The sequence below is a fragment of the Rhodoferax fermentans genome (genome assembly GCF_002017865.1).
In the GTDB taxonomy this organism is placed as follows: Bacteria; Pseudomonadota; Gammaproteobacteria; order Burkholderiales; family Burkholderiaceae_C; genus Rhodoferax; species Rhodoferax fermentans.
Genome location: NZ_MTJN01000002.1, coordinates 2367828 through 2393487, shown reverse-complemented (window position 1 = coordinate 2393487; position 25660 = coordinate 2367828). Strand labels below are relative to the sequence as shown.

Annotated in this window: 25 protein-coding genes and 1 riboswitch; of the genes, 23 read left to right on the top strand and 2 right to left on the bottom strand. The window is 61.8% G+C overall.

Translation table 11 applies throughout. The features are described 5' to 3' along the window. Positions 1-101 precede the first annotated feature (101 nt). Positions 102-194, top strand: a riboswitch (cyclic di-GMP riboswitch). Positions 195-265: 71 nt separating this feature from the next. From RF819_RS11245 to RF819_RS21320, 9 genes are all read left to right on the top strand, one after another. Beyond that, the gene (locus RF819_RS11245; RefSeq protein WP_078365073.1) at positions 266-2575 is read left to right on the top strand and encodes a S8 family peptidase; all 2310 of its coding nucleotides are present in this window, start codon (positions 266-268) and stop codon (positions 2573-2575) included. A 38-nt stretch (positions 2576-2613) separates the two neighbouring features. Further along, on the top strand, positions 2614-2919 hold the full coding sequence (locus RF819_RS11240) for a hypothetical protein (protein ID WP_078365072.1): 306 nt from the start codon (positions 2614-2616) through the stop codon (positions 2917-2919). 71 nt (positions 2920-2990) lie between these two features. Further along, entirely contained in the window at positions 2991-4124 is a 1134-nt protein-coding gene (locus RF819_RS11235; protein ID WP_078365071.1) for an aminotransferase class V-fold PLP-dependent enzyme, read from the top strand. 111 nt (positions 4125-4235) lie between these two features. Continuing rightward, the gene (locus RF819_RS11230; RefSeq protein WP_078365070.1) at positions 4236-4781 is read left to right on the top strand and encodes a MarR family winged helix-turn-helix transcriptional regulator; all 546 of its coding nucleotides are present in this window, start codon (positions 4236-4238) and stop codon (positions 4779-4781) included. After that, complete coding sequence (locus tag RF819_RS11225; protein WP_078365069.1) at positions 4768-6195, top strand: efflux transporter outer membrane subunit; 1428 nt, start codon at positions 4768-4770, stop codon at positions 6193-6195. The genes RF819_RS11230 and RF819_RS11225 overlap by 14 nt, the downstream gene beginning before the upstream one ends. A 95-nt stretch (positions 6196-6290) precedes the next feature. Further along, entirely contained in the window at positions 6291-7526 is a 1236-nt protein-coding gene (locus RF819_RS11220) for an HlyD/EmrA/EmrK family protein (protein WP_078365068.1), read from the top strand. Between the two features lie 28 nt (positions 7527-7554). Continuing rightward, positions 7555-9126 (top strand): DHA2 family efflux MFS transporter permease subunit, encoded by a 1572-nt coding sequence (locus RF819_RS11215; protein WP_078365067.1) that lies wholly within the window; start codon positions 7555-7557, stop codon positions 9124-9126. Between the two features lie 91 nt (positions 9127-9217). Next, positions 9218-10915, top strand: a complete 1698-nt coding sequence (locus RF819_RS11210) for a hypothetical protein (RefSeq protein ID WP_143541677.1) — start codon at positions 9218-9220, stop codon at positions 10913-10915. 13 nt (positions 10916-10928) lie between these two features. Beyond that, positions 10929-11096: a hypothetical protein gene (locus RF819_RS21320; protein WP_158081268.1), complete on the top strand. Its 168-nt coding sequence runs from the start codon at positions 10929-10931 to the stop codon at positions 11094-11096. Between the two features lie 37 nt (positions 11097-11133). Here the strand turns inward: RF819_RS21320 and RF819_RS11205 are convergent, their stop codons facing one another. Then, positions 11134-11604, bottom strand: coding sequence for a methyltransferase family protein (locus RF819_RS11205; RefSeq protein WP_078366904.1), 471 nt, complete (start codon positions 11602-11604; stop codon positions 11134-11136). Positions 11605-11817: 213 nt separating this feature from the next. Between RF819_RS11205 and RF819_RS11200 the strand changes: the two genes are divergently transcribed. From RF819_RS11200 to aroD, 6 genes are all read left to right on the top strand, one after another. Continuing rightward, on the top strand, positions 11818-12645 hold the full coding sequence (locus RF819_RS11200; protein WP_078365065.1) for an ABC transporter ATP-binding protein: 828 nt from the start codon (positions 11818-11820) through the stop codon (positions 12643-12645). Then, positions 12638-13534 (top strand): ABC transporter permease, encoded by an 897-nt coding sequence (locus RF819_RS11195; RefSeq protein WP_078365064.1) that lies wholly within the window; start codon positions 12638-12640, stop codon positions 13532-13534. The genes RF819_RS11200 and RF819_RS11195 overlap by 8 nt, the downstream gene beginning before the upstream one ends. Further along, positions 13531-14490 carry an ABC transporter permease gene (locus tag RF819_RS11190; RefSeq protein ID WP_078365063.1) on the top strand — a complete coding sequence of 320 codons (960 nt, stop codon included), beginning with the start codon at positions 13531-13533 and terminating at the stop codon, positions 14488-14490. Before RF819_RS11195 ends, RF819_RS11190 begins: the two co-directional genes overlap by 4 nt. Positions 14491-14521: 31 nt before the next feature. Beyond that, entirely contained in the window at positions 14522-15538 is a 1017-nt protein-coding gene (locus RF819_RS11185; protein ID WP_078365062.1) for an ABC transporter substrate-binding protein, read from the top strand. A 64-nt stretch (positions 15539-15602) separates the two neighbouring features. Next, on the top strand, positions 15603-16256 hold the full coding sequence (locus tag RF819_RS11180; protein ID WP_078365061.1) for a TetR/AcrR family transcriptional regulator: 654 nt from the start codon (positions 15603-15605) through the stop codon (positions 16254-16256). Between the two features lie 212 nt (positions 16257-16468). Next, on the top strand, positions 16469-17257 hold the full coding sequence (gene aroD, locus RF819_RS11175) for a type I 3-dehydroquinate dehydratase (RefSeq protein ID WP_078365060.1): 789 nt from the start codon (positions 16469-16471) through the stop codon (positions 17255-17257). An 84-nt stretch (positions 17258-17341) separates the two neighbouring features. Here the strand turns inward: aroD and RF819_RS11170 are convergent, their stop codons facing one another. Continuing rightward, the gene (locus RF819_RS11170; protein ID WP_078365059.1) at positions 17342-18118 is read right to left on the bottom strand and encodes an SDR family NAD(P)-dependent oxidoreductase; all 777 of its coding nucleotides are present in this window, start codon (positions 18116-18118) and stop codon (positions 17342-17344) included. 157 nt (positions 18119-18275) lie between these two features. Between RF819_RS11170 and RF819_RS11165 the strand changes: the two genes are divergently transcribed. The 8 genes from RF819_RS11165 (at position 18276) to RF819_RS11130 (ending at position 25656) form a co-directional block, all read left to right on the top strand. Further along, positions 18276-19097 (top strand): IclR family transcriptional regulator, encoded by an 822-nt coding sequence (locus RF819_RS11165; protein WP_078365058.1) that lies wholly within the window; start codon positions 18276-18278, stop codon positions 19095-19097. Next, complete coding sequence (locus tag RF819_RS11160) at positions 19094-20095, top strand: 2-dehydro-3-deoxygalactonokinase (protein ID WP_078365057.1); 1002 nt, start codon at positions 19094-19096, stop codon at positions 20093-20095. Before RF819_RS11165 ends, RF819_RS11160 begins: the two co-directional genes overlap by 4 nt. A 9-nt stretch (positions 20096-20104) precedes the next feature. Continuing rightward, a complete protein-coding gene (locus RF819_RS11155; protein WP_078366903.1) occupies positions 20105-20752 on the top strand; it encodes a 2-dehydro-3-deoxy-6-phosphogalactonate aldolase in 648 nt (215 codons plus the stop codon). A 78-nt stretch (positions 20753-20830) separates the two neighbouring features. After that, positions 20831-21799: a tripartite tricarboxylate transporter substrate binding protein gene (locus tag RF819_RS11150; RefSeq protein ID WP_078365056.1), complete on the top strand. Its 969-nt coding sequence runs from the start codon at positions 20831-20833 to the stop codon at positions 21797-21799. Between the two features lie 123 nt (positions 21800-21922). Continuing rightward, entirely contained in the window at positions 21923-22444 is a 522-nt protein-coding gene (locus tag RF819_RS11145) for a tripartite tricarboxylate transporter TctB family protein (protein ID WP_158081267.1), read from the top strand. Positions 22445-22471: 27 nt separating this feature from the next. Next, on the top strand, positions 22472-23986 hold the full coding sequence (locus tag RF819_RS11140; protein ID WP_078365054.1) for a tripartite tricarboxylate transporter permease: 1515 nt from the start codon (positions 22472-22474) through the stop codon (positions 23984-23986). Positions 23987-24013: 27 nt separating this feature from the next. After that, on the top strand, positions 24014-24928 hold the full coding sequence (locus RF819_RS11135; RefSeq protein WP_078365053.1) for an SMP-30/gluconolactonase/LRE family protein: 915 nt from the start codon (positions 24014-24016) through the stop codon (positions 24926-24928). Positions 24929-25068: 140 nt separating this feature from the next. Beyond that, entirely contained in the window at positions 25069-25656 is a 588-nt protein-coding gene (locus RF819_RS11130; protein ID WP_078365052.1) for an HD domain-containing protein, read from the top strand. The last annotated feature ends 4 nt before the right edge of the window (positions 25657-25660 follow it).

The window sequence follows — 25660 nt, the reverse complement described above, 5'->3', positions numbered from 1 at the left end:
CAAAATTATTGCCAATCCAGGTGGCAAGCCATAGACTCACGTTGCTTTTCCCTGGAATCGCAATTTTTTGTTGTCAGCTGTGGCTACCCCCGAAAGGGCCACGCTGACACAGGCAAACCTGACGAAAGTCAGGGACGCAAAGCCACCGGGCTTCGGCACTGATCGCACAGTGCCATGCCAGCGGGGTTGCCGGAACCGGGCCACCGACATGGCCTGGCTTTGGTATTGCGTTGCTTTTTGGTAACTGAACCTTCAAGGATGCAATATGTTCAAACTCAACACCCTCACTGCTGCCATCATGGCCGCCCTGTGTGGCAACGCCCTGGCTCTGGATGACCCCTTGGCGTTGGAGCTGACTGAAGAGGACAGCACCGAGCTGCGGACACTGGCCACACCCACACCGGTCACCTCGGGCGCCACCCTGGTCAAGGCGGCACCCACTGCGGCCGAAAGAACCGCCCGCGCCTACCAGGGCTGGCTCAACCAAATCAACAAACCCTATGCCAACCAGTTGGCCTCCGGCAATGGCACAGGGGTGACGGTCGGGGTGGTCGACTCCGGCCTGCAAGTCAGCCACCCAGCCCTCAGAGGTCGGGTGCAAGCCACCTACAACGCTTTCACCGGCGGCACCGATGTGACCGATCAGATGGGGCATGGCACCCACGTCTCGGGCATCATCGCGGGCAGCACCACCAGCGGCGGTTTGCTGGAAGGCGTGGCGCCCGGCGCCAAACTCGTGATGGCCAAGGTGTTCACCACCGGCAGCTCCAGCAGTGTGACCATTGGCAAAGGCATTGACTGGGTGGTCAATGTGCAAAAGGCACCCATCCTGTCGCTGAGCCTGGGTTCCAGTGCTGCAGCCATGCAGAGCAACATCCAGAACGCGGTGACCAAGGGCACCCTGATCACGGCTGCGCTGGGCAACGATGGCCGGGCCAGCGGCAGTTGGCCTGCGGCTTTTGCCAAAGCCAGCTGGGCCAAGGGGCAGATCATTGCGGTGGGTGCGCTTGATGCCAACAACCGGCGCGCGTCGTTCAGCAACTACGACCCAACCCTGGCCAACTGGACGGTGTTTGCACCTGGCGTCAATGTGGCGTCCAGCTACTCCACCCCCTATGCGCAGAACAGCTACGCCTACATGTCTGGCACCTCGATGGCCACGCCCGTCGTGGCGGGCCAGGCAGCCTTGATCAAAAGCAACTGGAACTTCTTGCCCGCCACAGACATCGCCCAGATCATTTTCCAGTCAGCCACCCACTTGTGCAGTGACCCGGTGAGTGCGGCGGTCTGTGCGGCCCGCAAAACACCCGACAGCATGTACGGTTGGGGTCTGGTCAACGTGGGTGCGTCCCTGCAGCCGATCGGCAACCTCAACGTGGGCACCAAAACCGGCGCCAAGGTGAACTTTGCGGGCTCGTCTCTGGCCAGTTCCAAGGCCGGTCTGGCCTCGGGTTTAAAAGGAACCAAGACCCTGGCGGTCGACAAGTTCAACCGGGCATTTGTGGTTTACCTGTCCAGCGCCGTGAGCTCATCTACGGTCAAGACCAGCGCCACACCCACGGCAGCCGCCTCCACCGTCAGCGCCAACGGTGTCAAGTTCTCAGCTGAATACGCCGAGTCCACCCTGGTGCAGAACTTGTGGAGCAACACCGAGGCCACGTCTTCCAACAAGCTGGGAAAAATGAGCTACAGCTTTTCCAACGACCGTGGTACTTCGTATGGCTTTGGCACCGGCGGGACAGCCGCCAGCTTTTTTGGCCTGCAGTCCACCGGTTTTGCGCCTTTGAGCCTGAATGGGGAAGGCAGCCGCTTCAGCGCACCTTACTTTGAGCTGGCCGAGTCGGCCACCCATTTTGGCTACGGCAGCACCCTCAAGAACGGAACCATTGTGCGTTTTGGCATGGTGTCACAAAACAGCGCCAACGCCTCGTCCCTGCTGAACCTGTCTGCACCGGTGATCGCCCGCTCGCTGGCGACCATGGAGTTGCAGAAAAACTTTGGTGATGTCACCGGCATCATGACCATCGGTCGGCTGCAGGAAGACAACTCGGTGCTGGGCATGACCGGTTCGGGCGCCTTGGGCCTGGGCGCCCGGGCCAGCACCAGTTTTGTGACCCTGGCGGGCTCTGTGCCCATTGCCCCCAAAAGCCATTTTTCGGCCATGGCCACGCTGGGACGCACCGCCGCCTATGAGAACGCCAGCAGCTCTTTGATTGACGGCGCCAGCGCCTCCAGTTCCATGGCCTGGAGCCTGGGCTTGGCCAGGCAGGACATCCTGCGTGACGGCGACCAGCTGGGCTTCACGCTGTCCATGCCTTTGAAGACCACGTCGGGCAGCATGCAGGTGACCACCGCGGTGGCCCAGAGTCAAGAAGACGGTTCGCTGCAATACGCCACCCAGTCGCTCAACCTGCGCCCCACAGGCACCCAGCGCGACCTGGAACTGGCCTACAGCACCCCCATGCGCCTTGGCGGGCGGCTGACGGCCCTGGCGCAAGTCAAGTTACAACCCGGTCACGACGCCAGTGCACCCACCCAGTTTGGCCTGGGTGTGCGCTACGTGCACGGCTTCTGATCACCCAGCACCCGCCGACCTCACCAGGGCTGACTGGCATGAAAACGATGTCCTGCCTGTTCGCCTGTTGCCTGTGCCTGGCGGCCTCGGCACAGGGGGTGGCTGGTGCCCCACAAATACTTCACCCAGGCGACCCGACCCAAGAGGGCGCCTGCCAGTCGGTGGCGCTGACCATCGTTGGCCAATCGTTTGCGCATGCCGAGCAGCTTGCCAAACAGCACCAGTTGCTGCTGCGGCGCTATCGCCAGGACCAACACAGCTACCCGGGCACCATGGATGTGCGGCCTGACCGGCTGAACGTGGACCTGCAGAAAGGCCGGGTGTTTGCCGCCCGATGTGGCTGATACAGGCGAAAAGGCGGGCCCGGCCCAGCGTGCTAAGCTGACACTTCCTATCTTTTTTGGAGTGTTTTCCCATGCCCGGTCTTCTGCCCAACATCGATCCTGACGGCCTGCTTGAATTCTCGGTGGTCTACACCGACCGCGCCCTGAACCACATGTCGCAGCGCTTTCAGGGCGCCATGCGTGACATCTCCAGCATCCTCAAAGAGGTCTACCACGCCAAGTCGGCTGTGATCGTGCCGGGCAGCGGCAGCTTTGGCATGGAGGCGGTGGCGCGGCAATTTGCCACTGGCAAAAAGGTGCTGGTGATCCGTAACGGCTGGTTCAGCTACCGCTGGACGCAAATTTTTGACATGGGCCAGATCCCGGCTGCGTCCAGCGTGCTCAAGGCCCGGCGCACCAGCGACCACAGCCAGTCACCCTGGATACCCTGCCCGGTCGACGAGGTGGTGGCCAGCATCCACGCACAAAAACCCGACGTGGTGTTTGCCCCGCATGTGGAAACCTCGTCTGGCATGTTGCTGCCCGATGATTACCTGCGCCAGGTCAGTGAGGCGGTGCACGCGGTCGGCGGCCTGATGGTGCTGGACTGCGTGGCCTCAGGCACGATCTGGGTCGACATGGAAGCCACCGGCATCGACGTGCTGGTGACCGCACCGCAAAAGGGCTGGAGTGGCTCACCCTGCTGTGCCATGGTGATGCTGAGCCCGCGCGCCCGCACGGCCATTGAAGGCACCACCAGCACCAGCTTTGCCTGCGACCTCAAAAAGTGGCTGCAGATGATGGAAGCCTATGAAAACGGTGGCCACGCCTACCACGCCACGATGCCCACCGACGCGCTGATCAGCCTGCGTGATGTGATGCAGGAAACCCGTGCCTACGGTTTCGAGAAGGTGCGCGCCGAACAACTCGCGCTGGGCAACCAAGTGCGTGCCTTGCTGGAAAGCCGTGGTTTCCCGAGTGTGGCAGCCGAAGGTTTCAAGGCGCCCGGTGTGGTGGTGAGTTACACCACCGACCCGGACATCCAGAACAGCAAGAAGTTTCTGGCGCAAGGCCTGCAAACGGCCACCGGTGTGCCGCTGCAGTGTGACGAACCCGCCGACTTCAGAACCTTCCGCATTGGCCTGTTTGGCCTGGACAAGTTGCACAAGCCCGAGCGCAGTCTGGCACAGCTGGCGGCAGCGCTGGACCAGATGGGCATCCACTGACAAGCCAAGCTGGCACCCGGTGGGTGCCACAACCCCTTTGGCGAAGGGGTCTTGATTGCCTTGACAAAGGATGACTTGACAATCATTGCTTAGGCAAGCATAATTCCGGGCATGACCTCCAAGCCCGCCCCTACCTCTTCCCCCCAGCCTGACAGCGCCGCACCGCCAGCGCCCGCTGTGGCGTTTTACAACGCACAGTCTTACGACCCCAATGACAGCGTGGGCTACCTGATGGGCCGCATCCTGAACCTGGTGGGTGAAGGTGTGGAGCGCGAACTCGAACCCACCGGTCTGACCAATGCGCAGTGGATGCCGCTGTTCAAGCTGTACCGTGGCTGCGCCACCACCGTGGCCGAACTGGCGCGGGAGTGTGGCCACGATGCGGGCTCGACCACCCGCATGTTGGACCGGCTCGAGATCAAAGGCCTGTGCCAGCGGGTGCGCTCGCAGGAAGACCGCCGGGTGGTCCACATCGAACTGACTCCGGCCGGCATCGCGGCCGCCCAAGACATCCCCGTCACCCTCAGCAAGATCCAGAACGATTACCTGGCCGGTTTCTCGCTGGAGGAATGGCAAACCCTCAAAAGTTACCTGCGCCGCATTCTGGACACCGCCCAGACTTTGCAGGCCGAGAAAGAACCCCATGACAAAAAATAACAAACACCTGTTGGCCGCCACCTTGCTGCTGGGCAGCCTGGCGGGTTGTGCCGACTTCTCGGGCATCACGGCCCAGTCCACATTGCGCAGCGCCACCGACGTTGGGCTGGCCAGCGCGGCCACCAACCCGGCACCTGCGGTGGACGCGCAGTGGTGGCGTGCCTTCGGCGACGACACCTTGGACCAGCTGGTGGCGCAGGCGCTGCAAGCCAACCCCAGCCTCAAGCTGGCCCAAACCCGGATCGCTGCGGCCCAAGCCGCCAGCCAGCTCAGCGACGCCGCACGCCAACCCCAGCTCAATGCACAACTGAACCTGACCCAACAGCTCTACACCGCCAACGGCGCGATTCCCGCACCACTGGCCGGCACCGAGCGTGGCAGCGGCACCGCCCAGCTGGCAGGCAGCTGGGAACTCGACTTCTTTGGCAAAAACCGCGCCGCCTTGCAAGCCGCATTGGGCAATGAGCGCGCCGCCCAGGCCGACGCCCAGGCCGCCCGCGTGCTGCTGGCTGCCCAGGTGGCGCAGAGCTACTTTGCCTGGGTGGGTCTGACGGAACAACGCAACGTGGCCAACCGCACCCTGGCCCAGCGTGAACAGACGCTGCAGCTGGTGCAAGACCGCGTCAAGGCTGGGCTGGACACCCCGCTCGACCTGCGCCAGGCGCAGGGCGCCCTGCCAGACGCGCGCCTGCAACTCGAAACGCTGGACGAGCAGATCGCCCTGACCCGCAACGCGCTGGCCGCACTGATTGGTACGCCAAATCAGCCACTAGCCCTTGTACCCAAAGCCTTGTCCGCCATCAAACCCATAGCACTTGGCCACCAGCTCGACACCAACCTGTTGGGCCAGCGCGCCGATGTGGCCGCCGCCCGCTGGCGGGTGCAGGCGGCGGAAAAGAGTGTGGACAGTGCCCGCGCCCAGTTCTACCCCAACATCAACCTCACCGCCTTTGCCGGGTTCTCCAGCATCGGCTTCGACAAGTTGTTCAAGTCGGGCAGCGAGCAGTGGGGCGTTGGACCGGCGCTGAGCCTGCCACTGTTTGACAGTGGCCGCCTGCGCGCCAACCTCGGCAGCAAGACCGCTGACCGCGATGCGGCCGTGGAGAGTTACAACAGCGCAGTGATCAACGCGGTGCATGACGCCGCCGACCAACTGGCCTCGCGCCAGGCGATCTCGCGCCAGCAGGCCGAACAGGCGCAAGCCGCCCAGGCCGCGCAAGAGACCTATGCCGCCGCGCAACAACGTTTTCGCAGTGGTCTGCTCAACGCCCAGCAGGTCTTGAGTGCCGAAACAGCCGTGCTGGCGCAGCGCCGCCAGGCGACCGAGCTGGCCACCCGCGCGCTGCAAAACCAGGTGGCACTGGCCCGCGCCCTGGGTGGCGGCTTCAGCCCGAGTGCCGATCTGCCCAACTAGACACTACTTTTTAGATAGCTATTAGCCCAATCAATAAAAGGGCTAGAGCCCACTTTTCTTCAAATATTTGATCGCCATCGACAGGAATCACCATCATGACTGACACCCCGAACACCTACGCGGCCAGCAGCAGCAAGGCCAACCAACGCAAACGGGGCCTGACCCTTCTGGCAGGCGTCGTCGCCGTGGCCGGCCTGGGCTGGGGTGCCTACGAATACCTGGTGGCCAGCCACTACGAGGACACCGACAACGCCTATGTGCAAGGTGACGTGATCCAGATCACGCCACAGATCGGCGGCACGGTGTTAAACATCCTGGCCAACGACACCGACTTTGTCAAAGCCGGGCAAACGCTGGTGCAGCTGGACCCGGCCGACGCCAAGGTCGCGCTCGACCAGGCCCAGGCGGCACTGGCCCAGGCGGTGCGCCAGGCGCGCACGCTGTACGCCAACAACACCACGCTGAGCGCCCAAATCGCCCTGCGTGAGGCCGACATCAGCAAAGCCAAGGTGGATGTGGCGCGCGCCAGCGACGACCTCAAACGTCGCCAGTCGCTCAGCGGCAACGGCGCGGTGTCCCAGGAAGAACTGCAACACGCCCAACAGCAGCTGGAAAGCGCCCAAAGCACCCTGGCAGCCGCTCAGGCCGGTGTGGTCACCGCCCGTGAACAACTCAACAGCAACCAGACGCTGACCGAAGGCGCCAGCGTCGAGCAGCAACCCAGCGTGCAGTTGGCCGCAGCCCGCCTGCGCGAGGCCTTTCTGGCCACCCAGCGCACCGCGCTGCTGTCGCCGGTGGATGGCTACGTGGCCAAACGCACGGTGCAACTGGGCCAGCGTGTTGGTGCAGGCACACCGCTGATGTCGGTGATTGCGCTGAACAATGTCTGGGTTGAGGCCAATTTCAAGGAAGTGCAGTTGCGCAACATCCGCATCGGCCAACCGGTCAAGCTGGTGGCTGATCAATACGGCAAAAAGGTCAGCTACACCGGCACCGTAAGTGGTCTGGGTGCCGGCACCGGTGCCGCGTTTTCGCTGTTGCCCGCGCAAAACGCCACCGGCAACTGGATCAAGGTGGTGCAACGCGTGCCGGTGCGCATGGCGCTGGATGCCAAACAGCTGGCAGAGCACCCTCTGCGTGTGGGTCTGTCGATGACCGCCGAGGTGGATATCAGCAACACCGATGGCCTGGCCCTGGCCGATGTGCCGCGTGTGGCCACCCCTACGGCCGCGCTGACCTACACCGATGAAGCCGCCAACGACTTGGTGAAGCGTGTGATTGCAGCCAACCTGGGCCACGCGGCCACCACCAAGCCCCAGGCCAAGCTCTGAGCCGTCCACTTCTTTTTTGGCATCTCCCATGTCTTCCTCTACGCCCGCTGCCGCTTACAAGCACCCACCGCCGCTGAGCGGCTCCGCCCGTCTGTGGGGCACCTTGGCGCTCTCGGCGGCCACCTTCATGAACGTGCTGGACACCTCGATTGCCAACGTGTCGCTGCCCGCCATCGCCGGGGACCTGGGCGTGAGCCCGAACCAGGGCACCTGGGTCATCACCAGTTTTGGTGTGGCCAACGCGATTGCGGTGCCGCTGACCGGTTGGCTGTCGCAGCGTTTTGGCCAGGTGCGCCTGTTTGTCACCAGTGTGCTGTTGTTTGTGCTGACCTCCTGGTTATGTGGCCTGGCGCCCAACATGACCACGCTGATCCTGTTTCGGGTGTTACAAGGCCTCGTGGCCGGGCCGATGATTCCGCTGTCGCAGGCCTTGTTGCTCTCGAGTTACCCACCGGCCCTGGCCGGGGTGGCGATGGCGCTGTGGTCAATGACGACGCTGATCGCCCCGGTGATGGGGCCGCTGCTGGGCGGCTGGATCACCGACAACATCTCCTGGCCGTGGATCTTTTTCATCAACATCCCGGTCGGGTTTGGCGCAGCCTTCATCACCTGGAGCATTTTTCACAAACGTGAGACGCAGACCAAAAAACTGCCGATTGACTCGGTCGGCCTGGCGCTGCTGGTGATCTGGGTGGGCTCGCTGCAGATCATGCTCGACAAGGGGCAGGAGCTCGACTGGTTCCACTCGCAGGAAATTGTGGGCCTGGCGGTGGTGGCGGTGGTCGGGCTGCTGGCCTTCCTGATCTGGGAGCTGACCGAGGAGCACCCGGTGGTCGACCTGACCCTGTTCAAGCGGCGGAACTTCTGGGCCGGTGTGCTGGCCTTGTCGGTCGGTTACGGGCTGTTTTTTGGCAATGTGGTGTTGCTGCCACTGTGGTTGCAGCAGTTCATGGGCTACACCTCCACCACAGCGGGCATGATCCTGGCGCCGGTGGGGCTGGCGGCGCTGCTGCTGTCGCCGGTGGTGGGCAAAAACATCTCCAGGTTTGACCCACGCCACTTTGCCGCCTTTGCCTTCATGGTGTTTGGGCTGGTGTTGTGGATGCGCTCCAACTTCAACACCCAGGCCGACTTTGGCACCATCATGGTCCCGACCCTGATCCAGGGTATCGCGATGGCGTTTTTCTTCATCCCGCTGATGACCATCACACTCTCGGGCCTGTCGCCTGATCGCATTCCGGCGGCCTCGGGTTTGTCGAACTTTGTGCGGATCACCGCGGGCTCGTTTGGCACCTCGATTGCCACCACGTTGTGGCAGGACCGCGCCGCGCTGCACCACGCGCAGCTCAGCGAATACGTCAACCTGGGCAGCAGCGCCACCAACAGCACCTTGTCGGGGCTGGCTGCGGGGGGCCTGAGCCATGACCAGGCGCTGGCCACCATTGACCGCCTGGCCAACCAGCAGGCCTATATGTTGGCAGCCAACGACATCTTTTTTGCCTCGGCCGTGGTGTTTCTGGCAATGATCCCGCTGGTGTTTCTGACGCGCCATGTGCGCAGCGGTGGTGGTGGCGCCGATGCGGCGGCAGGAGCACACTGAAGGCCAGGCGCAGGCGCAAACACACCCTTTCAACTTCAGCTTGGGGCGAGGCTGCCGATAAGTCAAGAACAGCCTACAAAACAAGCCGTTGATGTTGACCCAGACCACACCCTCCCTGCCTGCCACCTGGATCAACCAGCGCCACACCAACCCGACGGCGACCACGGTGGTGGTCAAAAGTGCCAACGCCCTGACCTGGTCGCCCCCCACCGGCACGCTGGTGTCGGTGAACCCGCCCAATCAAGTCGCAGCGGACGCAGAGCCCTTTCTGCACGTGACGCAGATGCCAAGCACCCTGAACGCCACCGAGGTCACCTACGGACCGCAGGGCCTCATCCATGTGAAGGGTGGGCAGATGCAGGTGTGGGAGCAGGCATCGGACAATGCCCTGGGGCAGTTGATGGGGCGCAATGCCGGCCGGTTGACCACAGCAGCCAGGCTCGAAGGACTGGGTGCCGCGCTGCTGGAGCAGGTGGGTAGCCATGGCAGCAGCTACCGGCAATCCGTAGTGAATGTTGGTGCACCGAATTCAGCGGAAAAAATCCAGTCCAAGGCGGCGAGTTCACTTCTGGAATTCCAAAGCACGCCAACAGCCAGGGTGGAACTGAGCATCCAGACCCAATCCGGCGCACAAGTCCGCCTGGCCATCGTTGACCAAAGCGAGCAGGGTCTCCATGGCACGGGCCTCTCGGTCGAAGTGATCGTGGAGGGTGAACTCAGCGAGGCAGAACGGGCGGCTCTGACCTCCCTGGCCAGCGGGTTTGAAAAAGCCATTCAAGGTCTTGCAGGGGATGCCACCCAGGTTGATCTGGCCGGGCTGACCCAGTTTGACAGCAAGGTGATCGCCAAGCTGGAACTGACAACCAGTATTTATGGCCGCGACGAACACGGTCTGCGTTATGAAAAGCTGGGGGCCAGTTTCAAGGCAGACGCCAACACCCAGGAGATCCAACTCCGACGCCCTGACGGCGATGTGAAGATGCGCACGGATTTGCGCCAGCCCGCGCTGTGGGGCAGTGGTGAACAAAAAGCCTACGCGGTGCGCCAGTACCTGCAACAGATTGATCAAGCGGCGCAGCGTGGGCACGCCAGCGCAGACCTGGTGGACATGTTCAAGTCCACATTCGTGGCCATGAACGCCGGTTATGGGACGCAAGAGCTCAGCGACACCACCCGTGCAGCGCTGGTCGCCGCGCCAGTGGACCCGCGCACCGATGCCGAGGCCTGGAGCGAGGCCGACAAAAGCTGGCTGACGGGTTTGGCTGACTTTGATGCCAAGCTGAGTGCCACACCGCGTGCCTCCAATCCACGCAAAACCATGGAGCTGGACAGCTTTGTCTACGCCATCAACCAGACCACGGCGGTCTCAGGCAGCTCCCGCGACAACCGGGCCATCACACAAACCCAAACCGCAGAACTCAGTGCGGCTTACCACCAGTCGCTTTATTCGTCGAAGCCACCGGACCTCACTGATGAGACCGCCTCCCAAAACTACACCTACCACCAGATTGAGGACAACAGCAGCAGCCAAGTGCAACTGGCCTACGAGAAAGATAAACTGGTCGACGCCACGCTGACACAGTCCTCCTCGCGGTCCCAGCGTGTGCAAAAGTATGAATTCGCCAAGCTGATCGAAGATCGCGTGACACCGCCCGAGCTGCGTCTCAAACAGACGGATTTGCGGCCTTTGCTCCAACAGCTCGAGGAGCAGCAAGCGGCCCACAAGATCACGGATGAAGAAAAGCAGAAGCTGTTCACCACCTGGCACGCCATGGTTTTCATGGCTTAAATAGGCACACACCGTGGATAAACGTCGTTTTGTTGAAAAAACCAGCTGGCTGCGGCCCTACACCCGCTGGGCCACACGGGTGTCGCTGAGCGCGCCAGACTGGTTGCCGGGCTGGCTGCGTTTTGCACCCCTCAAACTTTCTGCACTGATTCTGCGCAGCTACCACCGCAGCATGCGCTGAAGACCGGCGACAGCGGGCTCGGCGGCCGAATCCCGGCTCAGTACAACCAGGGCACAAAACGCTTGTTGTGCTGGCGGTAGCTGGCGTAGAGAGGATGGTGCTCGCACAACCAGTCCTCTTCCAAACGCGCCTTGGTCAACAACACACCGAACAGCGCCACCCAGGCCAGCCACGCCAACGCATTGCCTGTCACCAGCGCCAGCGCTGCTGCCAGCAGCAACACGGTCGTGTACATCGGGTGGCGGATCAGCCGGTACGGCCCGGTGGTCACCAGTTGGCCATGGGTTTTGGGCTCGGGGTGCACATTGAAGTTGCCCAGGCGGTTGTGCCACAAGGTCCAGCCGCCGAGCCCACCTGACAAACCCACCAGCAGCCAGCCTGACAGGGTCATACCACGCTGCATCAGAGCGGGTGCCGCCATCAGCGCCAACCAGAGCAGCAAGCCGAACTGCAGCAACACCAGCACCGCACCCCCCACACGCCGCCGCGTGACACCGAATGGCAACATGTCCGCCCCCTTTTTAGAACAGAGCCTGATTGTGACCACGCTGGACGCCAGCAAATACAACTCACCTGCGCGTTTGTCCCGATGTGGGGCCAGGTGTTTCACCCCAAACTCACTGGCACGAAACTCGCTTTGCCCCTGGCGTAAGTTGACCAACTGGTTAGATTCTTGAAAACAAGGCTGCTTTTTGGTGCAACGCTCCCTTTATCCGTGCCCATGAAACACCCTCAAGCTTCATCACCACTGTCCCAGATCAGCCCACCCGCAGGGGGACGGCTGGCGGTGGCGATTCGGCAGGCCAGCGTGGTGTACCCCACTGCCGACACACCGGTGCATGCGCTGGACAACATCGATCTGGACATCCGTGAAGGGGAGTTTGTCTCGCTGATTGGCCCCTCGGGCTGTGGCAAGACCACGCTGATGCGGGTGATTGCCGATCTGGAGCCAATCAGCGCCGGGCAGGTGCTGGTCAACGGTGTCAGCCCGCACGAAGCGCGACTGGCGCGAGCCTACGGTTATGTGTTTCAGGCACCCGCCTTGTTTCCGTGGCGCACGGTGTTGGCCAATGTGACGCTGCCGCTGCAGATCCAGGGTCGCTCCAAGGCCGACAGCAAAGTCATCGCCATCGAGCATCTGGAGCGTGTGGGCCTCAAAGGTTTTGAGAACAAATACCCTTGGCAACTCAGCGGCGGCATGCAGCAGCGGGTGTCCATCGCCCGGGCGCTGTCGTTTGAGCCGAAGATTCTGATGATGGACGAGCCTTTTGGCGCGCTCGACGAAATCACCCGCGACCGTTTGAATGAGCAGCTGCAGCAGCTCTGGCAGCGCGAACGCCGCACCGTGGTGTTTGTGACCCACTCGATTGCCGAGGCGGTCTACCTGTCCACCAAAATTGTGGTGATGTCACCGCGCCCTGGGCGCATCGTCAAGGTGATTGATTCACCGCTGCCCAACGAGCGGCATCTGGGCCTGCGCGACACACCAGAATTTGTGTCGGTGGCGCATGAGGTGCGCGAAGCCCTGGCTGACGGACACCATGTCTAAGCCAGCCGGTCTTGTGAGCCAAATAGGCCACAAGGCCTTTCCGGTGCTGGTCATCCTGCTATTTATTTTGGTATTGTGGTATGTCGCTGCGGTGGCCATGAACGCGCCTGGCGCGATTGAGAGGGTGCTGCCGACCGACACGCCCTGGACCTGGCAACAGTTGGTGGGGGCCACGATGGACATGCAGCGCCCGGTCTTGCCGACACCGCACCAGGTGGCGCGTGATTTCTGGAGCAGCCTGGTCGACTGGCCCATCAACTCCCCACGCAACCTGCTGTTTCATGTGGCGGTGACGGCTGAGTCCACCTTGTGGGGATTTGTGCTGGGCACCCTGCTCGGGCTGGTGCTGGCGGTGCTGATCGTCCATTCACGCACGCTGGACCGCGCCTTGCTGCCCTGGATCGTGGCCTCGCAAAGTGTGCCGGTGCTCGCGATTGCGCCGATTGTGCTGGTGATTCTGGGCAGCCTGGGTTTCTCGGGCGTGGCGCCGAAGGCGGTGATTGCGATGTATTTGTGCTTTTTCCCGGTGACGGTGGCGATGGTGCAAGGCCTGCGCTCACCCCAAAAGATCGAAACCGAAATGCTGCACACCTACGCAGCCAGCAAGTGGCAGGCGCTGTTGCTTTTGCGGCTGCCCGCCTCCCTGCCGTTTTTGTTTCCGGCGCTGCGCGTGGGCATTGCCGCCGGACTGGTGGGTGCGATGGTGGCCGAGTTGCCGACCGGTGCGGTGGCGGGCCTGGGCGCACGTTTGCTCACCGGCTCCTACTATGGCAACACGGTGCAGATCTGGTCGGCACTCGTGATGTCGGCGCTGCTGGGCCTGACGCTGACACTGGTGGTGGCGGGTGTGGAAAAACTGGTGTTGAGTCGCCGCGGAGGCCAGACATGAAACTCTCGCTGGTCAAAGCCCTGGTGTTTGCGGTGTGCAGCCTGGCGGGGGCGTGTTTGTTGTTCATCCATCCAGCCGCACAAGGAAAGCTGCCCGAAGGCGGCTCGCCGGACGCGGTGTTCTGGTTGGCCAGTCTGGTCATCGCAGCGCTGGCGGTGGAGTCGGTGCGCTTGTTGGCCGCCCTGGATGGCAGCCGCTGGCTTGGCACCGCCACCGCAGCACTGTTTGGCCTGTGGGTCCTCTACTTCTGGCAGCTGCTGGTGGTGGCGTTTGAGGTGCCACGTGTGTTGTTGCCACCGCCGGGCCTGATCCTGCAGTCCCTCGGTGAACACAGTGAGGTGTTGTGGGGCGACTTTGTGCAGACCGTGCTCAAGGCGGTGTTGATTGGCTGGGCACTGGGCTCAGGCCTGGGTTTTGCCGTGGCGGTAGCGATTGATCGGCTACCGTTTTTGCAGCGTGGCCTGCTGCCGCTGGCATCACTCACCAGCACGGTGCCGCTGGTGGCGGTGGCCCCGATTGCGGTGATGTGGTTTGGTTTCGAGTGGCCGTCCAAGGCCGCAGTGGTGGTGCTGATGACCTTTTTCCCGATGATGGTCTCGACCCTGGCCGGGCTCAAGGCCACCGGCAAGCTGGAGCGCGAGCTGATGTTCAGTTATGCCGCCAGTTACGGCCGTACCCTGCTGGCGCTGCGCCTGCCCGCTTGCATGCCTTTCATTTTTGGGGCACTCAAAGTCAACGCCACGCTGGCGCTGATCGGTGCCATTGTGGCCGAGTTTTTTGGCTCACCCACTGCCGGACTGGGTTTCAGGATTTCGACCGAGGCCTCGCGCATGAACATGCCGCTGGTCTGGAGCGCCATTGTGGTGGCGGCGGTGACCGGCTCACTGGTTTATGCACTGCTGGTGCAGTGTGAGCGCCGGGTGGCGTTCTGGCACCCCTCGGTGCGCGGACTCTGACGTTTTTTTTCAACCCCAAGGAGCTTTTGCCATGAGTCGTTCTTCCAAGTTCTCCAGCGGCCTGATGGCTGCGGTACTGGCCGTGTGTGGCGTGACTGCCAGCATGGGCGCCAGCGCGGCCGACAAGGTCACCGTGCAGCTCAAATGGCTGCCACAGGCGCAGTTTGCCGGTTACTACGTGGCGCAAAGCAAGGGCTACTACAAGGCCGAGGGGCTGGACGTGACGATCAAACCCGGTGGCCCGGATATCTCGCCTGTGCAGGTGATTGCGGGCAATGGCGCTGACGTGGTGGTGAACTGGATGCCTGACGCCCTGGCCGCACGCGAAGCCGGTGTGCCGCTGGTCAACATCGCCCAGGTGTTCAACCAGTCCGGCCTGATGCTGACCTGCAAAAAGGCCAGCGGTGTGAGCAGCCCGAAAGACTTCAAAGGCAAGACCCTGGGTGTCTGGTACGGTGGCAACGAGTACCCGTTCCTGAACTGGATGGCCAAGCTGGGCTACAAACCCGGCACCGACATCAAGATCCTCAAACAAGGCTTCAACGTCGACCCGCTGCTGCAAAACCAGGCCGCCTGTATCTCGACCATGATCTACAACGAGTACTGGCAGGTGGTGGACGCGGGTGTCAAAGAAAGCGATCTGGTCACCTTCTTCTATGAAAAAGAAGGCGTGGCCTCGCTCGAAGACGGCTTGTATGTGATGGAAGCCAAACTCAAAGACCCGGCTTTTGTGGCCAAGATGGGCAAGTTCCTCAAAGCCACGTTCAAGGGCTGGAACGACGCGGTCAAGAACCCGGCCGAGGCCGCCAAGATTGTGGTTGCCAACGACATGTCAGGCAGCGCGTCTGAAAAAGTGCAGCAACGCCAGATGGAAAACGTGGCCAAGCTGATCAGCAACGCGGGCACGGCCAAGATCGGGTACCTGGAGCCCGCCGCCTATGAGCGCACGGTCAAGGTGCTGCTGGCTGCGGGCAGTTCACCGGTGATCAAGAAAGACCCGGGCAAAGCCGCCTACAGCCATGTGGTGTGGGAAGCGTCGGCCAAGTAAGGCGCCTGCTTTTACACTTCTGGGGGTCTTATCCGGCAGGGTAAGACCCCTTTTTTGATTGACCATGACACCGCTCCAACGCAGCCAACTCCAGCCGACCCTCGACGACAGCGCCAAGGGCCAGATCCGCCAGGCCAACGAAGCGCGCATTTTGGCCGCAGCAGAGCGGGTGTTTGCCGGTGCCGGTTTTGGCGGCGCCACCATGGCCGCGATTGCCGACGAGGCCGGTTTGCCCAAGGCCAACCTGCACTATTACTTTGGCGCCAAACAGGATCTGTACCGCGCGGTGCTGGCCCACACCTTGCAGGACTGGCTGGTGCCCACCGAAGTCTTCACCCCCGAGGCCGATCCCCGAACGGCGATCGAGGCCTACATCCGCGCCAAGATGGCACTCGCCATGCTGCGGCCCCACGCCTCACGCGTGTTTGCCAATGAACTCCTGCACGGCGCACCAGTGGTTAAACAGCTGCTGGCCACCGAGCTGCGCCCATTGGTCCTGGCCAAGGCTGAGGTGATTAACCAGTGGGTGCGCAGTGGCCGGATGGCACCGGTCGACCCGATCCATTTGTTTTTCACCCTGTGGGCCGCCACCCAGACCTATGCCGACTTTGAGGTGCAGGTCTGCGCGGTGCTGGGGCAAGACACGTTCACCGCGAATGACCAGTCGCAAGCCACCGAACATGTGGTGAGCCTGCTGCTGCGTGGCTGTGGTTTATAAGAAATTGGTCACTAGCCCTTTGACAACAAGGGCAAGTAGCTCTTTTTACTATAGCACTCTAGTGCTCACCCATGCGGAAAGCTTGCCGCAACCAATCCCCATCCAGGGCCACACATCAACAGCCCAACAGCCAAAACCTCGTGCCAGATGACGTAAAGTGCCAGCCTGCGCCCAAGCGCTGCGACCCTGCTATTTATCCGAGGACCACCCCCATGCCCAGCCCCCGACCCATCACCTTGCGTGGCAAACCCATCGCAGGCGGCAAACTGCCGCTGATCTGCGCCCCACTGGTCGGACGCAGTCTGGACGCGCTGATGGCCGAGCTGGCCGTGGTGCTGCCCAAACAGCCCGATGTGCTCGAGTGGCGGGTGGATTTTTTTGAACAGCTGGCAGACACCCAGGCCGTGATTGCCGCAGCCCGCGCCATCAAAAAGGTGGCGGGCCCGCTGCCGCTGCTGTTCACCCGGCGCTCCACCCTTGAAGGCGGTGAACCGATCGCGCTGACCGAACCGCAGGTGATTGCCCTGTACCAAGCGGTGTGTGAGAGCCAGGCCATCGACCTGATCGACTACGAAATGGCCAACGACCCGGCCCACGTGGCCCAGGTGCAGGCCTGTGCCCGCGCCAACGGTGTGGCGCTGGTGCTGTCGTTCCACAACTTCTCTGAAACCCCGGCGCCCGAGGTGCTGGCCGCCAAGTTCTTGTTGGCCGAACAACTCGGCGCCGATGTGGCCAAGGTGGCGGTCATGCCGCGTGACCTGGACGATGTGTTGACCCTGCTGAACGCGACCCGCCGCGCCAGCCAGCAGCTGCAGATTCCGCTCATCAGCATGTCGATGGGGCCGTATGGTGCGGTCAGCCGCCTGGTCGGTGGCGTGTTTGGCTCAGCCCTGAGTTTTGCCGTGGGCGCCGCCAGCTCGGCCCCCGGCCAGGTACCGATTGAGGACCTGGCAGCGGTGCTGCAGGTGCTGGAGCGGGCCATGGGCCAGCCCCAGATTTAGGCCTAAATGGCCCTCTAACCCTTATTGGCAAAGGGATAACAGCTACGGTTTAGATAGTACCGTAGCTGCGGTTGGCGCCAGCCATCAGGGCATGTACTGCCCACCGTTGACGTTGATGACCTGGCCGGTGATGTAGCCACTGCAGGCGTGTGAGGCCAGGAACAGGAAGCTGGGTGCCACTTCCTGCGCCGTGGCAAAACGGCCCATCGGGATGCTGGCGTTGATCTGGGCACGCACCGCGTCGTTTTTGTCGGCGTGGAATGCGGTGTCCACGGTGCCCGGCGCCACCACGTTGAAGCGCACACCATCCTTGGTGTAAGACGTCACCCAGTTTTTCTGGATGGTGTGGATCCAGGCTTTGGCGGCCGCGTACAGCGACGCACCTGGGCCACCACCCATGTAGCTGGCAAACGAGCCCACCAGAATCACCGAGGCGGTGGTGCCACTGGCCTGCGCCGAGGCTTTCAAGTGGGGCATGGCGTACTTGGTGACCATGTGGGCCGAGCGGGCGTTGAGGTCAAACACCCGGTCAAAAAAGGCGTCGTCGATGTCCGTAATCTGCTGGCGGCCCACCAGACCCCCGACGTTGTTGATGAGCACATCGATGCCACCGAATCGGGCCACAAACTGCGCCACCACGTCTTGGCAGGCCTGGGTGTTGCACAAGTCACCCTCAAAAAATGCGGCCTCCCCACCGAGCTGGCGCAAGGCCTCCAGCGTTTGTGGCACACCCTCGCTCATGGCCTGGGCGGTGATGCCAATCTTGGCGCCATACCGCGCAAAAGCCTGCGCGGTCGCCAGCCCGATACCGGCGCTGGAGCCGGTGATCAAAACCCGTTTGTCTTTCAAGTCATTGAACAATTTTTTTCTCCTTGTGATGAAAAGTGGCTGTCAGATGGGACAAATTCCCGATTAAATGTCTCACTATGTGGACAGATAAAAACTATTTGACACAATGGTACTTTGATCCTAATATTTGGTCAACCAACCAAATAGTTGAGACAAAGTCGAGGTTCAGATGAACACCACAGACACAACAACGCTGCAAAGCGACACCAAAGACGCCCAAAAGGGCAACGGCACACAGACCCTGTTGCGTGGGCTGGCCCTACTGGAATGTGTGGCGCAGGGCATCTCGGACGTCAAAGGCATTGCCGCCCATCTGGGCACACCACGCAGCACCACCCACCGCATGCTCAACAGCCTGGTGGCCGAGGGTTATCTGCACCATGTGCCCTACGGCGGTTATTCGCTGGGTTTTCGGTTGATCTACCTGGGCACCAAGGCCCAGGAGCAACGCCCGCTGGGGGCACTGGCCCGGCCGTTCCTGGAAGAGCTGGCGGCCATGACCGGCGACACGGTGCACCTGGGCACCCAAGAAGGCAACCGGGTGTTTTATCTGGACAAGATCTCTGGCACCAAGGGCCTGGAAATGCGTTCACGCATCGGCAACCGCATGCCCCTGGCCTCCACCGGTGTCGGCAAGGCACTCATGTTGGGCTTGCCGCCAGAAGCCTGGCAAGCGCTCTACGACGAGGCTGTGGCCGAGAAGGTGGCAGCCGGTGAACCCGTCTTGCTGAGCCCGTGGCCGCAGTTCCACGAAGACATGCTGAGCTACCGGGCGCAGGGCTGGGTGATGGACCTGGAAGAAAACGAAATTGGCATCCGCTGCGTGGGCGCACCTGTCCGCGACGTCAGTGGTGAGGTGGTGGCCGCCGTGAGTGTGGCCAGCGCAGTGCCCTACACCTCCAGAGAACGCATGCTGGACCTGGGCCCGATGGTGCGTGATGTGGCGCAGAAGATTTCCGAAACATTGGGGCTGGGAAAAAAACAATCATGAGTAACAAGCACACCGAGCTCTTGCCTGCACTCATCGCACTGGACTGGGGCACATCGAGCCTGCGTGCCTTTTTGCTCGGAAACGCCGGCCAGGTCCTGCAGACCCGCAGCACCGCCCAGGGTTTACAAGCGCTGCCCCTGCCGGGAGCCGCTGGTTTCGAAAAAGCCTTTGCCGACATCGCCGGTGACTGGTTGGCCAGTTGGCCGCAGCTGCCGGTGGTGGCCGGTGGCATGGTAGGCAGTGCCCAGGGCTGGAAAGAAGCACCGTATGTGCGTTGCCCGGTGGATGTGGGTGCACTGGCCAGACACAGTGTGTCGGTGCCCAGTGGTGTGGGGGTGGATGTGGTGATTGCCCCCGGCTTGTTGCTGGACGAAGCCGACAACCCACCCGATGTGATCCGTGGTGAGGAAATCCAGATTGCGGGTGCCCTGGCAACCAACCCGGCGCTGGTCGAGGCCGCTACCCTGGTCATGCCCGGCACCCATTCCAAATGGGTGCAGATCACAGCGGGCCAGATCACCCATTTTTCCAGCTACATGACAGGTGAGATTTTCTCGGTGCTGGTCAAACACTCGATACTGGGTCGGTTGATGACCGAGCCAGCCAGCGAGGAGCCCAGCAGCGCCCAGGCTGCCTTTGCGCAAGGTGTCGAGGCCGCGCGCCACAGCCAGCCTGGCGACTTCACACACCAGATTTTTGCCGCCCGCACCCTGGGGCTGACCCAGCGTTTGCCACAGCCTGTGCTCAAGAACTACCTCTCGGGCCTGCTGATTGGCCACGAGCTGGTGTCTGGCCTGGCCAAAGCTTCGGCCCAGCGGCAGACCCAGGGGCCGCTGTTGCTGATTGGTGAACCCAGCCTGTGCCAGCGTTATGCCCAGGCCTTTGCCATCCTGGGTGTGCCGGTGACCGGCCTCCTCGACAACCCGGCGCCACGCGGTTTGTGGGAATTTGCCAAGGCGCTTGGGCTGATCCACCCACCACAGGATGCACTTCACTGAGAACACATGATGACCAACACCCTTCACACCCGATTTGAAGCTGCGCTGCAGCATTTACCCCTGGTCGCCATTCTTCGCGGGCTGACCCCGGCCGAAGCCGAGCCCGTGGCCCAGACCCTGTACCAGGCCGGTTTTCGCCTGATCGAAGTGCCGCTGAACTCACCGGACCCGTTCACCAGCATTGCCAGCATCCGCCAGTGCCTGCCCAAGGATGCGCTGGTGGGTGCTGGGACGGTGCTCGAGGCGGAGGATGTGACACGCCTCAAAGACATCGGTGGCGAACTGGTGGTCATGCCCCATGCCGACACCAGCGTGATCCGCGCGGCCAAAGCCCTGGGGCTGATCAGCATGCCCGGCGTCGTCACCCCAACCGAGGCCCTGGCCGCGCTCAAAGCCGGTGCCAATGCCTTGAAGCTGTTCCCGGCCGAGCTGGTCACACCCGCCATCGTCAAGGCGATGCGGCCCATCTTGCCCAAGGGCACACGTTTGTTTCCGGTGGGTGGCATCACGCCAGACACCATGGCCCCTTTCCTTGCCGTGGGTGTCAGCGGTTTTGGATTGGGTTCCGCCCTGTATTCGCCTGGTCTGCCGTTGACACAGCTGGCCAGGCAAGCCGAATGCTTTGTGGCTGCGTGGAAGACGCAGCACGCTGCATAAAGAGGTTCCGACCACCGCGCCGGGGACTTCAGTGTGAGTCGTTTTTCGCCAACATGAGATTTAAAACCAGGAGCAAAGATGAAATCGAAAAAAGTGATAACGCGTTTGTTGACAGCCATGTGTGCCTCCACCCTGTTGCTGGGTGTGTCGGTTCGGGCCGCCGAGTACCCCACCAAACCGATCGAAGTGATCGTGCCATTTGCGGCCGGTGGGGGCACCGATCTGGTGACCCGCGCCTTTGCCGATACCGCCAAAAAATACCTGCCCAAATCCATCGGTGTGGTCAACAAGACCGGTGGGGGGGGTGCGGTGGGTTTTTCTGAGATCGTGATGGCACGCCCAGATGGCTACAAACTGGGTACCGGCACAGTGGAAATTGCCATGTTGCCGCACATGGGCCTGGTGCAGTTCAGCGCCGATGACTTTGCCCCGATTGCCCGCCTGAATGCCGAACCCTCGGCCATTTCGGTCAATGTGAGTGCCCCCTGGAACACCTATGAAGAGTTCATCACCTACGCGAAGGCCAACCCGGGCAAGGTGCGCATCGGCAATTCAGGCACCGGTGCCATCTGGCATCTGGCGGCAGAGGCCTTGTCCGAAAAGACCGGCGCCAAGTTCAACAACATCCCGTATGACGGTGCCAACCCCGCTGTGACCGCGCTGCTGGGCAACCACATTGAAGCCGTCACAGTCAGCCCGGCTGAAGTGGTCAGCCACGTGACCGCTGGCAAGATCAAGATCCTGGCCGTGATGGCTGACCAGCGTCTGGCTGCATTCGACAAGGTGCCCACGCTGAAAGAAAAAGGCGTGGACCTGAGCATCCAGACCTGGCGCGGCATTGTGGTGCCCAAGAAGACCCCACAAGACGTGCAAGACGTGTTGCGCGCCGCTGCCAAAAAGACGGCTGAAGACCCTGCCTTCAAGGAGCAGTTGGCCAAGATGAACCTGACCTACGCCTACCTTGACGCCCCGGCCTTCAAGGCGGCCATCGACAAAGACAACGTCTTCTTCAAGACGCTGATGACCAAACTCGGCCTCTCCAAATAAGGCTGACAGCGCCCGCCAACTGCGGGCGCTTCTGACACAAAAACCAGGCTGAACAATGTTTTCGGGGGGCATCCCATGCCCTGCCCGCTGGGCTTGTGCGGCCATCTCTTGAGGAGACAAACCATGAATTCATCTGAAACATCTGCTGGGACCAGCCTGAAACCGTTTGGCTGGAACATGGAGATCGTCATTGGCGTCTTGGTGTCCTTGTTGGCCATCGCCTCGCTCTTTTTCTCGTACAAGTTCCCAAGCACCGGCCTGGCCACCGACATCGGGGCGGCACGCTTCCCCCAAATATATGCGGCTGCGCTGCTGGTGTTGTGCGCCCTTTTGATCAGCCGCCACCTGATCAAGAGCAAACAGCCCCCTGCCCAAGAAGCCGAGATGCCTGCCGTGCAAGAGGAGGTTCGCAGCTATGGCCGAGCCTTTGTTGGCATCACCAGCTCAATACTGGCGCTGGCGGCCATGCCCTACCTCGGTTATGGCGTGGTCACCGTCTGTTATCTGTCTTTTCTGATGGGGTTGATGGGCATGAGACACAAGCTCTGGAATCCGCTGCTGGCGGTGCTGATCACGGCCACCTTGTATGCCACTTTCTCAGTCGGTCTGAACGTGCCTTTGCCGCTCGGCAGCCTGTTTGAATAAAAAGAACCTTCTCGTTGGAGACTTGCCATGCAAGAACTGAATTTGCTTCTGAACGGTTTTGCCGCCCTGGCGCACCAGCCACTGGCATTGCTGCTGTCGGTGATTGGGGTTGCCGTGGGGATTGTGATCGGCGCCATGCCGGGACTGACCGCCACCATGGGGGTGGCGATCCTGCTGCCTTTCACTTTTGGCATGGACCCGGTGTCGGGGCTTCTGATGATTTCCGGTGTCTATTTCGGCGGTGTTTATGGCGGCTCCATCACCGCCATCCTGCTGAAGATTCCCGGCACACCTGCCGCAGCCGCCACCGCAATTGACGGTTTCGAGCTGACCAAAAAAGGCATGGCCGGCATTGCACTGGGCACTGCCACCATTTCCTCGTTCATCGGTGGGACTTTGAGTGTGATTGTGCTGGTGTTCATGGCACCGCTGCTGGCCGGTGTGGCCCTCGAATTCAGTGCGTCCGAGACCTTTGCTTTGGCAGTTTTTGGCCTGAGCATCATTGCCAGCATCTCGGGCAAGTCCCTGGTCAAGGGTCTGATTGCTGGTTTTGTCGGCTTGCTGATCTCGACCGTGGGGCTGGACCCCATGGGGGGCTACCCGCGGTTTACCGGCGGCTTTGTGGAGCTGATGAGTGTGCCCTTCATCCCGGTGATGATTGGTCTGTTTGCCGCCGCAGAGGCCTTCAAGTCGATGGAAACCAGTGGTTTGCTCAAGAACAAGGCAGCCGCGCTGGGCCGGATCATCCCGCCCTGGTCGGTGTACAAAGGTTTGTTGTGGACCGTCTTGCGCTCCTCAGGACTGGGCATTTTTATCGGCTCCATTCCCGGTGCTGGTGCCGATATTGCAGCGTTTGTGGCCTACAACGAAGCCAAACGTTTCAGCAAACACCCCGAGAACTTCGGCAAGGGTGAATTGGCTGGTGTGGCAGCCTGCGAATCCGGTGCCAATGGTTGTACCGGTGGCGCCATGTTGCCGATGCTGACCCTGGGCATCCCCGGTGATGCCACCACCGCCGTCATGCTGGGTGCCTTGACACTGCAGGGCCTGCAACCCGGCCCGCTGCTGTTCAAGGACCACAGCGACCTGGTGTTCACGCTGTTTGCCGGCCTGTTGTTCTGTTATGTGGTGATGCTGCTGGTGGGGCTGGGCTCCTTGCGCTTCATCGGCAAGATTTTGCAGATGCCCAAGTCGATCCTGACACCGACCATCCTGGCGCTGTGTGTGGTCGGCACCTATGCCATCAACAACAGCATGTTCGACATCGGCATCATGCTGGCCGCTGGTGTGCTGGGCTACTTCATGGAGAAATGGGACTTCCCGCCATCACCGATTGTTCTGGCCTTGATCATGGGCCCGATGGCCGAGAGCAACTTCCGCCGCGCCCTGTCACTGTCCAATGGCAGCTACGACTTCCTCTACACCCGCCCGATCACCGCCACCTTCCTGGTCATCGCCTTGCTGTCAATGTTCTACCCGGTGCTGCGCCGGTTCCAGCAAAAGCGCAAGGCAGCCCGTCTGGGCAGCACCAGCGCGGCCTGACCAAACCACTTTGCACTGGACCCTCTGATGAAGTTAAACACATTGGGCGCTGATGCCCTGATCTGCCCAGGCGTGCGCAACGCCGTGGGTGAAAGCCCGGTCTGGGACCACAACACAGCCAGCTGGCAGTGGATCGACCAGGCGGGCAAGGTCTTTCGCCTGGATCCGGCCAGCGGCGAGGTGCGCCACTGGTCGGTGTCAGAAAAAATCGGCAGCATGGTGCTGCGCCCCGACGGAGGTTTGGTGGTCTGTTGCGAGACCGGTATTTTTGACCTGGAACTCGGTGACAACGAGGCCGCTGGCATGACACGCCTGACATCCATCACCCATCCCAAACCCGGCATGCGTTTCAACGACGGGCGTTGTGACCGGCAGGGTCGGCTCTGGGTGTCCACGATGGTGATGGACATCTCGCTCGGTGACCCTGCCGGACGCTGGTTTCGTTTCACCCGCCAGGACGGTCTCACAGCATCCGAATTTGGCGGCTTTGTGATCCCGAACGGGTCGGCCTTCAGCCCGGACGGCAAAACCCTGTATTGCTCTGACACCCACCGCGATGTGCGCATGTTGTGGCAATTCGACTACGACATCGACATTGGTTTACCCAGCAACCAGCGCCCGTTTGTCGACCTGCGCCAAGAGGTGGGTCGACCGGATGGCGCGGCGGTGGACGTGGATGGCTGTTACTGGGTGTGTGGTCTGGACGAGGGCTGCATCATGCGTTTCACCCCGCAGGGCCAACTCGACCGCAAGATCTTGCTGCCCATGCAAAAACCCACCATGTGTGCCTTTGGTGGCGCCGATGGTCAGACCATGCTGGTGACCTCGCTGTGCCGCGGTGAGAAAGACCTGGAGACCGACCCTCATGCCGGTCGCTTGCTGATGTTCCGACCCGGCGCACAAGGCCTGGTGGAACCGAGGCTGCAGCACACAACACCTTGAGCAGCACTGCGCCTGAACAGTCACAATGGTGACCTGCATGGTGGCCGCCAAGGGTGGTCACACCACGCGGTGATGAGATAAAAATAGGCCTCTGGCCCTTATTTTATAAGGGCTAAATGCTATCAAATGAGGGACAAGCCATGCGTGATGCCGATCTCCAGGGGCGTCTGGCCTTTATCCAGGCAGCTGAACAACTCAAGAGTGTGCTGCGTTGTGCCTACACCGCCACAGGTCGGCAAGAGAGCACGCCAGAACACAGCTGGCGTCTGTGCCTGCTGGCCATGGTGCTGCAGGACAGCCTGGGGCCGCTGGACTTTGAGCGCGTGCTCAAGATGTGTGTCATCCATGACCTGGGCGAGGCCTTGCACGGCGACGTGCCGGCCATTGCCCAAGGTGCTGGCAGCCACAAGTCTGAGAGTGAACGCCACGACCTGATCGACCTGATGGCCCCGCTGCCGGCACAGCTTCAAACCGAGTTGCTGGGACTGTGGGACGACTACGAACAAGCGGCCTCGGCCGAAGCCCGCGCCGTGAAAGCCCTGGACAAGCTGGAAACCCTGATCCAGCACAACCAGGGTCAAAACCCGCCAGACTTCGACTACGCCTTCAACCTGAGCTACGGCCAGCAATACACTGCGGCAGACCCCTTGTTTGCGCAGTTGCGCCGCCTGGTGGATGCCCAAACGCAGCAAAGGCTGGCGGCTGCCACCCAATCACCATCGCCCTGAGCAG

Excerpts from the sequence above, each read along its gene's own strand:
- RF819_RS11220 (WP_078365068.1), top strand. The coding sequence starts at position 6,291 with ATGACTGACACCCCGAACACCTACGCGGCCAGCAGCAGCAAGGCCAAC.
- RF819_RS11210 (WP_143541677.1), top strand. The coding sequence starts at position 9,218 with ATGTTGACCCAGACCACACCCTCCCTGCCTGCCACCTGGATCAACCAG.
- RF819_RS11200 (WP_078365065.1), top strand. The coding sequence starts at position 11,818 with ATGAAACACCCTCAAGCTTCATCACCACTGTCCCAGATCAGCCCACCC.
- RF819_RS11155 (WP_078366903.1), top strand. The coding sequence starts at position 20,105 with ATGACCAACACCCTTCACACCCGATTTGAAGCTGCGCTGCAGCATTTA.
- RF819_RS11180 (WP_078365061.1), top strand. The coding sequence starts at position 15,603 with ATGACACCGCTCCAACGCAGCCAACTCCAGCCGACCCTCGACGACAGC.
- RF819_RS11160 (WP_078365057.1), top strand. The coding sequence starts at position 19,094 with ATGAGTAACAAGCACACCGAGCTCTTGCCTGCACTCATCGCACTGGAC.
- RF819_RS11185 (WP_078365062.1), top strand. The coding sequence starts at position 14,522 with ATGAGTCGTTCTTCCAAGTTCTCCAGCGGCCTGATGGCTGCGGTACTG.
- aroD (WP_078365060.1), top strand. The coding sequence starts at position 16,469 with ATGCCCAGCCCCCGACCCATCACCTTGCGTGGCAAACCCATCGCAGGC.
- RF819_RS11135 (WP_078365053.1), top strand. The coding sequence starts at position 24,014 with ATGAAGTTAAACACATTGGGCGCTGATGCCCTGATCTGCCCAGGCGTG.
- RF819_RS11195 (WP_078365064.1), top strand. The coding sequence starts at position 12,638 with ATGTCTAAGCCAGCCGGTCTTGTGAGCCAAATAGGCCACAAGGCCTTT.
- RF819_RS11240 (WP_078365072.1), top strand. The coding sequence starts at position 2,614 with ATGAAAACGATGTCCTGCCTGTTCGCCTGTTGCCTGTGCCTGGCGGCC.
- RF819_RS11230 (WP_078365070.1), top strand. The coding sequence starts at position 4,236 with ATGACCTCCAAGCCCGCCCCTACCTCTTCCCCCCAGCCTGACAGCGCC.
- RF819_RS11150 (WP_078365056.1), top strand. The coding sequence starts at position 20,831 with ATGAAATCGAAAAAAGTGATAACGCGTTTGTTGACAGCCATGTGTGCC.
- RF819_RS11205 (WP_078366904.1), bottom strand. The coding sequence starts at position 11,604 with ATGTTGCCATTCGGTGTCACGCGGCGGCGTGTGGGGGGTGCGGTGCTG.
- RF819_RS11235 (WP_078365071.1), top strand. The coding sequence starts at position 2,991 with ATGCCCGGTCTTCTGCCCAACATCGATCCTGACGGCCTGCTTGAATTC.
- RF819_RS11245 (WP_078365073.1), top strand. The coding sequence starts at position 266 with ATGTTCAAACTCAACACCCTCACTGCTGCCATCATGGCCGCCCTGTGT.
- RF819_RS11145 (WP_158081267.1), top strand. The coding sequence starts at position 21,923 with ATGAATTCATCTGAAACATCTGCTGGGACCAGCCTGAAACCGTTTGGC.
- RF819_RS11130 (WP_078365052.1), top strand. The coding sequence starts at position 25,069 with ATGCGTGATGCCGATCTCCAGGGGCGTCTGGCCTTTATCCAGGCAGCT.
- RF819_RS11225 (WP_078365069.1), top strand. The coding sequence starts at position 4,768 with ATGACAAAAAATAACAAACACCTGTTGGCCGCCACCTTGCTGCTGGGC.
- RF819_RS11140 (WP_078365054.1), top strand. The coding sequence starts at position 22,472 with ATGCAAGAACTGAATTTGCTTCTGAACGGTTTTGCCGCCCTGGCGCAC.
- RF819_RS11165 (WP_078365058.1), top strand. The coding sequence starts at position 18,276 with ATGAACACCACAGACACAACAACGCTGCAAAGCGACACCAAAGACGCC.
- RF819_RS11190 (WP_078365063.1), top strand. The coding sequence starts at position 13,531 with ATGAAACTCTCGCTGGTCAAAGCCCTGGTGTTTGCGGTGTGCAGCCTG.
- RF819_RS11215 (WP_078365067.1), top strand. The coding sequence starts at position 7,555 with ATGTCTTCCTCTACGCCCGCTGCCGCTTACAAGCACCCACCGCCGCTG.